Here is a 13,548-nt window from a genome sequence, read left to right as displayed (position 1 = left end):
TATCGGGGACCGGGATAGGGGCTCTCCCTCCGCGACAGGGGCTTGCCCTTCCTGCCGACCCCGAAAATAACTCCGCAATCACCCCCCTGCCCAATTTTCCGACCCTCGGTCCAAAATCGGAAATACGCGACCAAACCCCGGAAAACTTCTCCCGCCCCCAATTCCGTGTTATGATGATAAGATTATTTCAAGTCATTGAGACCGCACCTCGACGTCATTGCAGAGGGCAAACCATGTCTATCTTGGCTTACATCGCGAGAATTACCGAACCGCGCCGCGTCTGGTTTCAGTGGAATTTCGTCACGGCGGTCCTGATCATCCTGGGGCACCGCGAAAACCTGCGCAGCGCCAACCTGATCGACACCGAGACGGCACCGCCGAAGCCCGAGCCCGCGGAGGACCCGGTGAACTTCCGCACCGCCGACGGCAGCTACAACGATCTGGGCAAGCCGTGGATGGGCATGGCCGGCAGCCGCTTTGCCCGCAACGTGGCGCTCGAGGCGGCCTTCGGCGAGACGGGGGACGACCTGATGACCCCGTCGCCGCGCGAGGTGTCGCGGCGGCTATTGGCGCGCAGGGAATTCACCCCGGTTCCGCATCTCAACGTGCTCGCGGCCGCCTGGATCCAGTTCATGGTCCACGACTGGCTGTCGCACGGCAAGAACAACAGCGACCATCTACACGAGATCCCGCTCGCCGGGGATGACGATTGGGAGGGCCCGATGACCGTGCCCGCGACCACCCTCTCGGCGGCGGGCGATGCCGACGCCGGCCGGCCCGGGGCCTTCACAAACGTCGAGACCCACTGGTGGGATGGTAGCCAGATTTACGGCTCGTCAGAGGCGCGGATCGCAGCGGTGCGGCGCGGAACGGGGCCAGAGGCCCTTCCTGACGGAAAACTCGCGCTCGACGACCGTGGACTGCTGCCCCTCGATAGCCCTTCGTGCGTGCCCGGGCTGGAACTCAGCGGCGTCAACGGCAACTGGTGGATCGGTCTTTCGGTTCTGCACACGCTTTTCGTCCGCGAGCACAACGCCGTGGTGGACCGGCTGAAGGCAGAGCACCCCGCCGCCTCCGGCGACTGGCTGTTCGGCAAGGCGCGGCTCGTGGTCTCGGCGCTGCTTGCCAAGATCCACACGGTTGAATGGACCCCGGCCCTGATGGACAGCCCGGTCGGACGGATGGCCATGCGCGGGAACCAGTGGGGCATCGTCGGCGAGCGCGAGACCGGCGCCTTCGGCCGCATGTCGATGAGCGAGATCATCAACGGCATTCCCGGCTCGCCCGCAGACCATCATGGCGCGCCCTACGCGATGACCGAGGAGTTCACTGCGGTCTATCGCCTGCACTCGCTGCTCCCCGACAGCTTCGATTTCCGCCGCGCGCGCGACGACAGCCACGTTCAGACAGCCGACCTCGCGGGGGTCAGCGCGGGTGCGGCCAGCGGCCTCTACAGGGACCTGTCCTTCGACGATGTGCTCTATTCTCTCTGCACCGAGCACCCTGGGGCGCTTGTCCTGCACAACTATCCCGAGGGGCTGCGACACCTGAAGCGCGAGAACGGTCACACGATCGACTTGGCCGCGATCGACATCTTGCGCGACCGCGAACGCGGGGTGCCGCGGTTTGCCGAGTTCCGACGGCAAACCGGCATGTCGGTGCCCAAGACCTTCAGCGACATCACCTCCAACAGCACCTGGGCCGCCGAGCTCGAGGACCTCTACGGCACGGTCGACAAAGTCGACCTGCTGGTCGGCACGCTGGCCGAGGCGCAATCCGACCGCGGCCAGCCGCCGCGCTTTGGCTTCTCGGACACCGCCTTCCGCATCTTTATCCTCATGGCCTCGCGCCGACTGAAATCGGACCGGTTCTTCACCGACGACTTCCGGCCCGAGATTTATACCGAGGCCGGCTTCGACTGGGTGAAGCAGAACTCCCTGCGGACGGTGGTGGCGCGGCATTGCCCCGAGCTGGCCCATGCCTATGGCGACGCGCGGAACATGTTCTTTCCCTGGGAGCGGTCGTCATGAGGATCCCCGGGGTGATAGATGTGGTCACTCTGCGGGACCCGGAGGCATTGCGCGCGGCAGCGCAGGATGCGCGCCTTGACCGGCCCGCCCCCGGCCATGGGCCGCTGCTGAACCGGCTGATCGCGCGGGCGGCCCGGGACACGCTGAGCGCGCACCGCCAACATCTGCCCAGCGCCCTGCCGAAGGCCGATTACCGGCGCCAGGACATGCGTGCCGCGCTGAGTACACGGCTCGGATCCGGCGATCTGGACGCGGCCCTCGCAGGGCCGGTGGCGCGGGCGGCGGCCTTCGTGGGCGGCGGACCCGGCGAGGCGCTTGAACTGTCCCAGGCGCTGATCGGACCGGTGGTGATCACCGGCTTCGCCCCCACGCCCGAAAGCGTCGCTGCGGCAGAGACCATCGGTCGGGGGCTGAATGGTACCTTCGCGCAGCGGCTGCTCGACCGGATCACAGGCCGCTCCCGCCTCGCGCGCGCGGCGCTGCACGGGCTGACCCATGGCAACCTGACAGCGATCCATGCCCTCGGCATCGCTGCGCAGAACATGGCGGCGAGCCTCGAGGCGCTGCGGGAGATGCCGCGGACCGCCTCTGCCGAGGCGGCCCTGGCGCACGCGCTGATCGCGCCGCGACGGGTGCTGCGGCAAGCGACTGTGCCTGCAGAATTGCTGGGCGGCTCCATCCGGACCGGAACGCTGGTGATCCTGCCGGTCGGCGAGGCTGCGCGACGCACGCTCGACCCGCGCGTGGCCTTCCTGAGCGAGGCCTGGAGCGGCTGCCCGGCACATGCGTTCGTCCCCGCCGTCCTTCGGCGTGTCTGGACCGAAGCGACAGGTGCCCCATGACCGAAGGCACAGAGGAGGACCCCATCTTCCGGCCGCTCGCATTCCGGAACCTGACAGTGAAGAACCGCATCTTCCGCTCGAACATCTCGGGGCGGTTCGACAATGAGGACGGCTCGCTCACCCAGACGCGGATCAACTGGGAGTGCCGCTTTGCGCGGGGCGGCGTGGGGGCAATCATCTCGTCCTACGTGCCGGTGCGGATGGACGGGAGGATCATCGCAGGCTACGCGACGATCCACCGCGACGATTTCATCCCGGCCTGGACGCGGCTCGGCGAGGCGGTGCACGCACACGGCGCGAAGTTCATCCTGCAGCTCAGCCACTCGGGGCGGCAGATGGACATTCCGGGGGTGCACAATATGCACCGGGCCTCTCCTTCGCCGACGTCGGCACCGGAGACCCTCCACGGCTTCCTGACACAGGCGATGCCCACCGGCGAGGTGCGCCGCTTGGTACGCGACTTCGCCCGCGCTGCCTGGCGGGCGCGCGAGGCCGGGCTGGACGGGATCGAGCTGCACGCCGCCAACGGCTATCTTTTCACCCAATTCCTCAGCTCGGCGATCAATGACCGTACCGACGCATATGGCGGCGGGCTGAGAAACCGTGCCCGTTTCCTGCTCGAGGTCATTGCGGCGATCCGCGACACGGTCGGGCGAAACTTCCACCTGCAGGTGAAGCTCTCGGCCACAGACCACAACAATGTCATTCCCTGGGAGGGGCGCGGCAATACGGTCGGCGACACCGTGCAGGTGGCGCAATGGTGCGAGGCCATGGGGGCCGACGCACTGCACGTCTCCACCGGCTCGCTCTTCCCGCATCCGCTGAACCCGCCGGGCGATCTGCCATTGGAGGTGCTGGCGGTCACCTACGACGCGATGATCTCCAGCGGGGTGCACGGCTTCCGGAACTTCCTGCTGTTCCGCTACCCGGCGCTGCGGCCGATCTTTCACTGGCTCTGGTTTCGCATGAAGAAAGGCCGCCCCGTCGAGGGCGTGGGTTTCGAAGAGGCGCGGCTGATCCGCGAGAAGGTGGGCATCCCGGTAATCTCGACCGGCGGCTGGCAGGACGCGGGCGCGATCCGCGCTGCGCTGGAACACGTGGACGGGGTGTCGATCGCCCGCTCGCTGGTGGCCAACCCGGACCTGCTGCGCCACTGGGCCGAAGGCCGCGACCTGCCGCCCGCCCCCTGCACCTATTGCAACAAGTGCCTCGTCGGAGCGCCGAAACTGCCGATGGGCTGCCACGAGCTGTCGCGCTTCTCGTCCCGCGAGGCAATGATCGACCAGCTGATGGAGGTCTACGACACCAAACCCGAGCTGCGCATTCCGGAGGCGTCATGAGCTTTCCCACCGCCGTCGAAGCCGAGCTGGACCGCCGCCGCCGCAGGTGGCGACCGCTCCTTTGGCTCGCGGTGCTGGCGCTCGCCGGAGCAGTCCTCGTTGCGGTCCTGCTGCTCGTCCGCGTGCTGCAATCGGGCACGCCCTATTACCCCGACGAAGAGACGCATTTCCGGCATGGCTCGATCGGGGCGGAAACGGCTTCGGGCATTCCCTACAAGGTCTGGAAAGCCTTGCCGACGCTCTTCCCAGAAGCCTTCGGCACGACCGGGGACTACCGGGCGTTCGGCTTTCTCTACGATGAAGACGACGACCTTCCCATCGGCATCTCGCGCCGAACGGTGTCGGGGGTGGAACTGGTCTGGTTCAACTGCGCCGTCTGCCACACCGGCACCGTCCGTAACAGCACGGAAGACCCGCCGCTGACCATCTCCGGGATGCCCGCGCAGCAGCTTGACCTACACCTTTTCACCCGCTTCGTGCTGGCCGCCTCGCGCGATCCGCGCATGGCACCCGCCCCTCTGAGCGCGGCGATGCGTGACAGCGGCGTCGGGCTCGACCCCGTCGAGGCGCTTTTGTGGAAGGTCGCCGTCTTCCCGCGCCTGCGGGAAGGCATGATCGACCGCGCCGCCCGGCTGTCCCCACTGCTAGACCGGCAACCGGACTGGGGCCCGGGTCGGGTCGATACGTTCAACCCCTACAAGGTGCTTGCCTTCGACGACGACGCCCGCGCGCTCAGCGATCAGGAGGTGGTGGGTGCCTCGGATTTCCCCTCGATCTTCCAGCAGCGCCCGCGCGAGGGCATGCAGCTGCACTGGGACGGCAACAACACCAGCCTCGCCGAGCGCAACCTCTCGGCGGCACTCGGAGCCGGGGTCACGCCGCAGACCGCCGACCATGCCGCCATCGAGCGCGTGGCCCGCTGGCTCGGCGATTTGACACCGCCCGCAAGCCCGCACCGTCCCGACGCGGCGGCGGCAGACCGCGGAAAGGCTGTCTACATGGAGACCTGCGCCGCCTGCCATGGCTACCGGGGAGACCAAGGCTACGTCTTCGAGGGCGCACGGCTGGGCACGGTGGAGCCGCTGGCAAGCGTCGGCACCGACCCCGCGCGGCTGAACAGCTACACACCGACCTTCCAGCAGGCACAGCTGCGCGAGCTTTTCGCGGGAACACCCTATGCGTTCCGCCAGTTCAGGAAAACCAATGGCTATGCCAACGCGCCGCTCGACGGGCTCTGGCTGCGTGGCCCGTACCTGCACAACGGCTCGGTGCCGACGCTGCGCGATCTGCTGCGTCCCCCGGACGAGCGCCCGGCAAGCTTCCGCCGGGGCAGGGACGTGATCGATCCCGACGGGGGCTTCGTGTCGCCCGCCTGCACGGAGGGCCCCGGCTGTTACGACACCTCACTGCCAGGCAATTCGAACACCGGGCATCTCTGGGGGACCGCGCTGCCCGAGGCACAGACATCCGACCTTCTGGCCTATCTGTTGACGTTCTGAGGAGGCTGCCATGAACACCCTTTCGCTCGGTTGGAGCCAGGCACAGGCGAAAAGCGCCCTGAAACGCTTCCGGCGCCTCTTCGCGGCCAACCTGCTGTTGCAGTCGTTGGTGGCGCTGATTTGCCTCTTCGCGCCGGGGCTGGGCGCATGGAGCACGGGGATCGAGCCGTCGCAGGCGCGACCATTGCTGCAGGTCTGGGGCGCCATGGTCGTCGTGGTTTCGGCGCTGCAGGTGCTGGCGTGGCGTGATCCGATCCGGCAGCGGTTCCACGTGGCGATTGCCATCGGGATCCGCGTCTGGATGGTGCTGGTCTACCTGAGCCTCGGGCTCGACTTCTGGCGCTTCGCTGCCTTCGACGCGATCTTCGCGGTGGCCCTGGCCGTGCTGTTCCACCGCGCTTTGATCGCGGAACTCCAGACCCGGCCATAGGCGGCCCGAAGGCCGTGACCACCGAGCCCCTGCCCCGCGACCATGGTGATCGGGGTCGGACGCTCGGCAGGGCTGACAGCCCTGACCTCCGCCACCCCCAGCGCCGAGGCGATCTGCACATGACTGGCCTGCCTGATCACCGCAATTTCGATCCCGGCAATGGCCTCACCATGCTCACAGATGCCAGGGAGCCGATGACGCGCAAGCTGATCTTCGATGCCACCGCAAAGGGGCCCCCCGCCTTCGAGGGCGAGATCGGCGGGATGCGCCAGTCCTTTCCGCCCCATGCCCTGCGGCGCGCGTACCAAACGCCGCGCGCCAGAATGCGGCTGAAGGTCACGTACGACGGGCGGCAGATCGAAGTGGTGCCGGCCCGGAAGCTAGAGCGGTTCCTCCAAGACAAGAGCGACGGGACGCTGGGCCAGGTCAATTTCCCCAAGACCCGGCACATCAAGGCGAATATCCCCTCGGCGGACGGGGGTCTTCATCGCACCCGTCGATCCATGCCCCTCCGGCCTAACCGGCCGTGGCGGCGGCAGACGACCTTCTCCCCATCATTGGGATCGACGCGCAGACGGCCCAGATGCTTTAACCCTTCGGCGTCCGGACCTGCTCCGAGATCGCGCTCTGGGGCGACACCGAAATTGCCCGGCTCGAACCGCCGTACACCGACGCCGTCCGCCGGGCCCGGACCGAGAAATGGGTCTGGCGGGCCTAGACGCCCTCGGACCTGCAGAAGGGGCTCGTGTCCCTACAGGCGGGACGCCAGCAAATGTTCCCGGGGCTGGACGCGTCGCTGGCGCCGCGCGTCGGGCGCTCTGTCGACATCGGCCAGCTCGTCCGCAGGATGCGGGAGCGCATGCCATAGACAACGCGACACGCTCCGAAACCGCGTCCGGCCAGAGCCTGTCCGGCGCGCGGATCGCCCGGGAGGAAATCAAGCAGGTCGGGCGGCCGCGGGCCATGTAGGCACTTGCGCCGGAAAAGTCCTGCGGCCCCGACCAGAGCGTGGTCCGCCTCTATCCCGACGGCCCCTTCGGTCAGGTCGCCATAGAGTTCGGCGACAGCCGCTGTCTGCTGGTGTCTGGCTTCAAGGGGTATGTCGGTCGTATCCGGATCGAGGCCGAGGGCATGGCCCCGCTCTCCCACGCCCCCGCCGACTACATCCTCTCGCGGCAACGAGACGCAGGGTTGCCGCGCCGAACTGGACAAGCTGCGCGCCGCCACGACGCTGGCCTTCGAGAAGCGCAGGGTCGCGATCGGCGATCCGCGAAATCCCGATGCGCTGGCGAGCGCCATCCGTACAGGCAAGGCCATCGACCCGGCGCTCGAGTTCCATGCTGCTTGAGGCATTGCGCCCGTAGCTGCTCGACATCCTGAGCACAACATTTTCGGCCGGATCGGGTGATGCCCTCTTCAAGGCCATTCAGACAGGAGAGTTGAGATCCGCGCTATGTCATCCGCGGCCGCGACGAGCGCGGCAAGACCTCGGCAGAGCAGCTGCGGTTTGGCCCGCGTCGCTGCACAGAGGGCTGGCGGAAATCGGCGTGGACCTGCCACCTGACATCAAATACGACCTTCCGTCCGATGGCGACACGCTCGACGAATTCGTCGCGCGGGCAAAGCGGCCCACCAGCGCGCAGATCATTGCCGTAGGTCCCGGGAAGGCCGTGGAATACGAGCTTTTCACGCGATCCGTGCCGCAGGAGATCGCAGCCGCCGGCAAGATCTCCGAGGTCTAAATCCGGAAGGAAAGGCCGACGCCGAGTTGCAGAAATTGGGCACGCAGAACCAGGATTGGCTGCAGGCTATCGTCAAGGCTATCGACCAGCAGTGGTGCGGGCTCTCGGGCTCGGAGGTCGAGAAATGCCTGACGGAGGTGTACCGCTACCTCGACAAGTCCGTTCTGCGAAAGGCCCTCAACAAGATCTTGCAAGAGGCGTTGACCGATGAGTCGACCAGTGAAGTGGGCCATCCGCCGGGCAACTTCGTGGGCTGCAACCTGCTCGTCGCCAAGGCGCCGCAGATGAGGTTCGCCAGCTAGGTCACCATTGGCTCGCCGCTCGGGATCAATGCGATCACCGCCAATCTCGGGCAGCCGCGCAACACGGCACCGAAGCGATCGATGCCGACACGAGGTCACTGGGCATCTCGACGGCAGGACAGTGACAAAGCAATTTGTGGCTTTTTCAAAATCCGCCGCGTGACAATCCGCCATGCAGGCATTTCCCTGTCCTTCGGGGTTATTACCTATCAATGAGACATCAGTTTATTGCAAATCGCACATCACATCCAATCAGGATGGTCGCCATACGGACCAAAAGATGCATCAGGAGATGCCGCTTCACCCAACAGAGAGATGTGACGGATGCAGCGCAGTTTTGACCATAAATCTCTAAAACACCGAAGCATTTCTTCAATACTAATAGTTAAGTCATAATTACGAACCTGACACAATTCAGCAATCCAGATAGATGGATTCATCCAAACCATTGCGCCTACTTGTGGTATAACAAGGTATTCTTTTACACCTTTTGGATGAATGACCATGCGAATTCCGCCTCTTGTCAGTGGTCTGCTGAGATCCTCCGCTCCAACGCTGCTCACCGCCCTCGCCCTCCCGCCGCCGGTCAACGCGATCGCGGCCTCGGTGGTCAGCCATGCTCTCGAACGGCTCCCCGGCGCGAAGCCCGCGGCAACCGCCTCCTCCGGTGCCGCGACGCGCGCGGCGATGACGCCGCAACAGGTCGTCGAGTCGATCAAGGAGAATGCGGGCGACCCCGAGATTTTCGTCGCGCTCCAACAGGCGGAGACCGCGCTTCAGCAATATGAGCTCGAAGCCGGCGTGCGCTTTGCCGAGCTCGAACTGGAAGATCGCAAACGCGCTTCGGATTTTCAGACAGCAAACCAGCTAGGGGACCTCGCCTTCCGCTACGGCATGCGGCTGGTCTGGATCGCGATGGGCGGCTTGCTGGTGGTGGTTGTATTGCTTCTGCTGGTGGCAATCGGAAAAATACCCATCGGGAACGACAGCTTCGCCACTGCGGCTTTCGGACTGATCGGCACCGCCGTTGGGTTCGTCAACGGCATTGCCGGCGCCGTGGTCACCTTCTATTGGGGCAGCAGCCAGGGCTCGAAGGAAAAGTCCGCGGCGATGGACCGCTCGATACAGAAATTCAGCGAGGATCTCGGCCGGGCGGCCAAGGCCAACGCCGCCGCGACCCCGCCTCCGGCGCCACCCGGCGCGACCGCCCCAGGCCCGTCCCCGGCCCCAGCCGCCCCACCCGTGCTCGCGGCGGAGGCACCCATGGGGGCGGAGCTGCGCGTCAGCGAACCGACGATGCCGGCCGGGTCGGAACTGCTCGGAGAGATGCTGCCGCATCTCTGCACGCCGCACCGGCATTTCGAAGATGCGGTGTCCTGGGCGCTAGCCGACGGCGGCATCCGGATCGATGGCGGACCGCCGGAGCGTACGCCCGGTGATCCCAAGACGATCCGCAGGATCTGGCAGGAGTACGGCGACCTCTGCGCACGCTGGTCGAAACACTTCCAGGTCCCGGTGGAGTTGATCATCGCGACCATCGCCACCGAGAGCAGCGGCAACCGCGCCGCTCGGCGGCCAGAGCCACAGATCCGCGACGAGAGCGTCGGCCTCATGCAGACGCTGGTGACCACCGCGCGCGAAACCCTGGGACGCGCCAGCCTCACGGGCGACGACCTGCTGGAGCCCTCGCTCTCCATCGAGGCCGGGACGAGCTATATTGCCCGGCAGCGCAAGAGCACGCATTTCGACCCGCCGCTCGTTGCCGCCGCCTATAACGCCGGGTCCCTGCGGCGCGAGAATGCTGCGCAGAACCGCTGGCTGCTGATCTGCTACCCGTCGAAAACCGGCGAGCACATCGATCGCTTCCTCTCCTGGTTCGGCGACGCAATGGCGGTCAGCCGCGATGACCGCTGGGGCGCGACAACCGGAGCCCCGAGCTTTGCCGCCGCGGTTGCCGGGATGCCGGCCGGAAGCACCGCCGCGATGATTGCCGCAGCAGCCGCCCCCGCCATACCGGATCCTGCCGCGATGCTGATGCGGCCGGCGCCGCTGCTGGAAAGCTTCCAGGACAGTTTCGGGTATGATGCCCTCGTGGAGCAGACCGGGCTGGTCACCGAGATCCAGCAACGGTTGAGCGCCTTCGGATACCTCGATCCGCCTGCGGACGGCGATTTCGGCCCGATCACCAGGTGGTCGATGAAGGCCTTCTGCAAGACCCGCGGCCTTGCAGAGCAGGACATCTTCGACCGCGACACGGCAAGCGCGCTGACCATACCCACGAACGGGCTTCCGGATATTCCGCGCCATCAGACCCTGTCCTGGGTCAACCGGGTCGCTGACTACATGACCGCGAAGGGCTTCTGGATTTGCCGCGTGCCCGAATGCCGGAACATTGTCTACCTGGAAGGCGCGAACATGGACGGCACGCTGAACGATGACCGGGTCAACGTGTTCAACGACCTTCGCCTGCTGTTCTGGGTCGACGGACAGACCGGGCAGTTGCAGACCCGGGCCTGGCAGGCGACGACCGAGCCGGGCAAGTTCTTCACCGACCGCCCCCTCAACCCGCTCGGGGCCGCGCGGATCAAGTTCGGCCAATACGCGGCCTGGAGTGTCGGAAAGCACCACCCGGGAAAACCGGGCGAGCACGAGGCGCTGCGCCAGACCGCGGATGTCAGCGTGTACCGCGACCTCAACAAAGACCACGAGCGCCAGGGCGACCGTGTCGAGACCGGCATCTTCTTCATCAACCAACACTGGGGCTATGACAGGCCCGAGGACAACATCGGCAGGACCAGTGCCGGCTGCCTCGTGGGGCGAACGAAGAAGGGCCACGAGGAGTTCATGACCGAGGTGAAGCGCGACCCGCGCTATAAGGCGAACAACGGCTACCGCTTCCTCACGACCATCCTGCCGGCGAAAGATGTGCTTGGCTGAGCCGCGGGGTCGTCGGCGCACAGCCGGCGGCCCACATCCAAGAGCTGCGCCACGGAATTCGGCCTCGCATACTGAAACCGCTTGCCTCTGCCACCGTCCGGAGTGTCTGGTCGGGAGGTGATACAGGGCGAAGGGGCGCATGCGGTCGCATCTCATGCCGGACAAGACGACTTCTGCGCGCCTTCCCGTGGGCATCTGGGCGCTCGGCTTCGTATCGCTGCTGATGGATGTCTCCTCCGAGATGATCCACGCGCTGCTGCCGGTCTACCTGACGGTCGGGCTCGGCGCCTCGGCCCTGGCCCTCGGCGTGATCGAAGGCATCGCGGAGGCCACCGCGGCAATCACCAAGGTCTTCTCCGGCGCACTGTCCGACCGCATCGGGCGGCGCAAGGAACTGGCGGCCCTAGGCTACGGGCTGGCGGCGGTGACCAAGCCCGTGTTCCCGCTGGCAGGCGCGCTCGGCTGGGTGATCGCGGCGCGTTTCATCGACCGGATCGGCAAGGGCATCCGCGGCGCGCCGCGCGATGCGCTGGTCGCCGATCTCGCGCCTCCCGGCATGCGCGGTGCCGCTTTCGGGCTGCGTCAGTCGCTCGACACCGTGGGGGCTTTTCTCGGTCCGCTCGCGGCGATCGGACTGATGTGGCTCTTCTCCGACGATTTCCGCAGCGTGTTCTGGATCGCGGTGCTCCCGGCCTTCCTGTCGGTCGGGCTGCTGTTATGGGTGGTTCGGGAACCCGAGCGCCCCGCCACGCAACGCAAGGTCCGCAATCCGCTGGCGCTTGCAGAACTGAAATTACTCGGCGGGGTCTACTGGTGGGTCGTGGTGGTCGCCACGCTGTTCACCCTCGCGCGCTTCAGCGAGGCCTTCCTGATCCTACGGGCACAGGTGGCAGGCACGCCGCCGATGCTGGTGCCACTGGTGCTGGTCGGGATGAACCTCGTCTACGCACTCTCGGCCTGGCCGGTCGGCGTGCTCTCCGACCGGATCGGCAGGACGGGTCTTCTGCTTTGCGGGCTCGGCCTGCTGATCGTGGCCGATGTCGTGCTGGCACTGTCGCCCGGTCTGGCCGGACTCGCGGCCGGTGTGCTGATCTGGGGGCTGCACATGGGGTTTACCCAGGGACTGCTGGCGGCAATGGTTGCCGAGACCGTACCCGCGGAACTCCGGGGCACGGCTTTCGGGATGTTCAATCTCGTCACGGGCGTGGCCCTGCTGCTGGCGAGCCTTCTTGCAGGCGCGCTCTGGGAGATCCGGGGCCCGGCCGCCACCTTCCTGGCAGGAGCCGCCTTCGCCGCCATCTCTGCCTTGGGACTGCTGCCGCTGCGCGGACGTCTGGCGACTGCCGCAAAGCCGCCCGCTGCTGGCCCCCTGACGCAGCGCGAGTAGCCTGGGAGGACCTCTCCCATGGCTCATGGACTTTGATGAGCGAACTCGACGCGCCCTCGGCCGTCCTTGGAGTTTCCGCGCTTGTGCTCTTCTCCCCGACGCTGGACCATCGGAAGCTGGAATTTTCCGGCAGTTTCACGATGACGGGCTGGTGGCGTCATCGGGATAGTGCAGAGCGATCGGGACGTTGTATCCGATCGCGCTGTGGGGCCTGTCTTCGTTGTCGTGTCTACGCCAATCTTCCAGCTTCTCGCGGGCGTCGGCAAGGCTCAGGAACCAGTGCGCGTTGAGGCACTCGGACCGAAACTTGCTGTTGAACGCCTCGATGAACCTGGTTTCAGTCGATTTTCCGAGGCGCGAGAAGTCCAAGGTGACGGCATTGGCGTAGGCCCAGAGTTCCAAGTCGCGTGAAATAAATTCGCTGCCATCGTCGACGCGTATTGCGCTCGGGTAGACCACTTCAGAGAGGATGGCTCACAGCAGCTCGAAGAACTGAAAACGAGGACGGCTGAACTGGAGACCGAGTTGCAGGCGCCCCCTGCCCCGGTGCGCTTCCATCCCGGGCTGGCCGAGCTTACCGCAAGAAGGTCGCTGAGCTGTCGGAGACGCTGCGCGACGCGGCAATCCGGACGCCGGCGCTGGACGTGCTGCGCGGCCTGACCGAGCGCGTGACCGTGCGCCACGAGAGAGGCAATCTTGTTCTGGAACTGGAAGGGGCGATCACGGCGATGATCGATCAGGCGCAGCCAGGTGCGCTGTGCGGTGTCGATGCGTGTTCGGTGGAAGTGGTTGCGGGAGCAGGATTTGAACCTGCGACCTTCAGGTTATGAGCCTGACGAGCTACCGGGCTGCTCCATCCCGCGACAGGGGGAGATCGTTTAAGAGATACGTTTGTGGGTCTTACTAGGTTTGGCGGTGACCTACTCTCCCACGTCTTGAGACGCAGTACCATTGGCGCGGCAGCACTTAACGGCCGGGTTCGGAATGGAGCCGGGTGTTTTGCTTGCGCTATGACCACCAAACCGAGAAAGGCCCACAT

Annotated in this window: 11 protein-coding genes, 1 tRNA gene, 1 rRNA gene and 1 pseudogene; 10 read left to right on the top strand and 4 right to left on the bottom strand. The window is 66.0% G+C overall.

Annotated features, from left to right (window positions below; all coding sequences use genetic code 11):
- The first annotated feature begins 233 nt into the window (after window positions 1-233).
- From BM397_RS22710 to BM397_RS22675, 8 genes are all read left to right on the top strand, one after another.
- Complete coding sequence (locus BM397_RS22710; protein ID WP_092429199.1) at window positions 234-2,030, top strand: peroxidase family protein; 1,797 nt, start codon at window positions 234-236, stop codon at window positions 2,028-2,030.
- Window positions 2,027-2,872 (top strand): hypothetical protein, encoded by an 846-nt coding sequence (locus BM397_RS22705; protein WP_143015414.1) that lies wholly within the window; start codon window positions 2,027-2,029, stop codon window positions 2,870-2,872. The genes BM397_RS22710 and BM397_RS22705 overlap by 4 nt, the downstream gene beginning before the upstream one ends.
- Entirely contained in the window at window positions 2,869-4,212 is a 1,344-nt protein-coding gene (locus tag BM397_RS22700; RefSeq protein ID WP_092429203.1) for an NADH:flavin oxidoreductase, read from the top strand. Before BM397_RS22705 ends, BM397_RS22700 begins: the two co-directional genes overlap by 4 nt.
- Window positions 4,209-5,711, top strand: coding sequence for a c-type cytochrome (locus BM397_RS22695; RefSeq protein ID WP_092429205.1), 1,503 nt, complete (start codon window positions 4,209-4,211; stop codon window positions 5,709-5,711). The genes BM397_RS22700 and BM397_RS22695 overlap by 4 nt, the downstream gene beginning before the upstream one ends.
- Before the next feature lie 10 nt (window positions 5,712-5,721).
- On the top strand, window positions 5,722-6,141 hold the full coding sequence (locus BM397_RS22690) for a hypothetical protein (protein WP_092429207.1): 420 nt from the start codon (window positions 5,722-5,724) through the stop codon (window positions 6,139-6,141).
- A gap of 1,099 nt (window positions 6,142-7,240) precedes the next feature.
- Window positions 7,241-7,489, top strand: coding sequence for a hypothetical protein (locus BM397_RS29100; RefSeq protein ID WP_143015415.1), 249 nt, complete (start codon window positions 7,241-7,243; stop codon window positions 7,487-7,489).
- Window positions 7,490-7,688: 199 nt separating this feature from the next.
- On the top strand, window positions 7,689-7,883 hold the full coding sequence (locus BM397_RS22680) for a hypothetical protein (protein WP_092429211.1): 195 nt from the start codon (window positions 7,689-7,691) through the stop codon (window positions 7,881-7,883).
- A 35-nt stretch (window positions 7,884-7,918) separates the two neighbouring features.
- Complete coding sequence (locus tag BM397_RS22675) at window positions 7,919-8,185, top strand: hypothetical protein (RefSeq protein WP_092567418.1); 267 nt, start codon at window positions 7,919-7,921, stop codon at window positions 8,183-8,185.
- Window positions 8,186-8,427: 242 nt separating this feature from the next.
- Here BM397_RS22675 and BM397_RS29095 read toward each other — a convergent pair whose 3' ends face one another.
- Window positions 8,428-8,691: a hypothetical protein gene (locus BM397_RS29095; RefSeq protein WP_143015416.1), complete on the bottom strand. Its 264-nt coding sequence runs from the start codon at window positions 8,689-8,691 to the stop codon at window positions 8,428-8,430.
- Here BM397_RS29095 and BM397_RS22670 point away from each other — a divergent pair.
- Both BM397_RS22670 and BM397_RS22665 read left to right on the top strand, forming a co-directional pair.
- Window positions 8,690-11,122, top strand: a complete 2,433-nt coding sequence (locus BM397_RS22670) for a peptidoglycan-binding protein (RefSeq protein ID WP_143015417.1) — start codon at window positions 8,690-8,692, stop codon at window positions 11,120-11,122. The two genes, BM397_RS29095 and BM397_RS22670, sit on opposite strands and share 2 nt — an antisense overlap.
- Before the next feature lie 139 nt (window positions 11,123-11,261).
- Window positions 11,262-12,509, top strand: coding sequence for an MFS transporter (locus BM397_RS22665; protein WP_176806816.1), 1,248 nt, complete (start codon window positions 11,262-11,264; stop codon window positions 12,507-12,509).
- Between the two features lie 135 nt (window positions 12,510-12,644).
- Here BM397_RS22665 and BM397_RS22660 read toward each other — a convergent pair.
- The 3 genes and pseudogenes from BM397_RS22660 to rrf form a co-directional block, all read right to left on the bottom strand.
- Window positions 12,645-12,962, bottom strand: a pseudogene (locus tag BM397_RS22660) (integrase core domain-containing protein); the annotation flags it as partial.
- Window positions 12,963-13,295: 333 nt separating this feature from the next.
- Window positions 13,296-13,372 (bottom strand) — tRNA-Met (locus tag BM397_RS22650).
- 44 nt (window positions 13,373-13,416) lie between these two features.
- Window positions 13,417-13,531, bottom strand: a 5S ribosomal RNA gene (rrf, locus tag BM397_RS22645).
- Window positions 13,532-13,548 lie beyond the last annotated feature (17 nt).

This window comes from Alloyangia pacifica, from assembly GCF_900116195.1.
Classification (GTDB): Bacteria; Pseudomonadota; Alphaproteobacteria; order Rhodobacterales; family Rhodobacteraceae; genus Salipiger; species Salipiger pacificus.
Note: the sequence above shows the minus strand (reverse complement) of the source record. Positions and strands in the feature narration are given on the sequence as shown.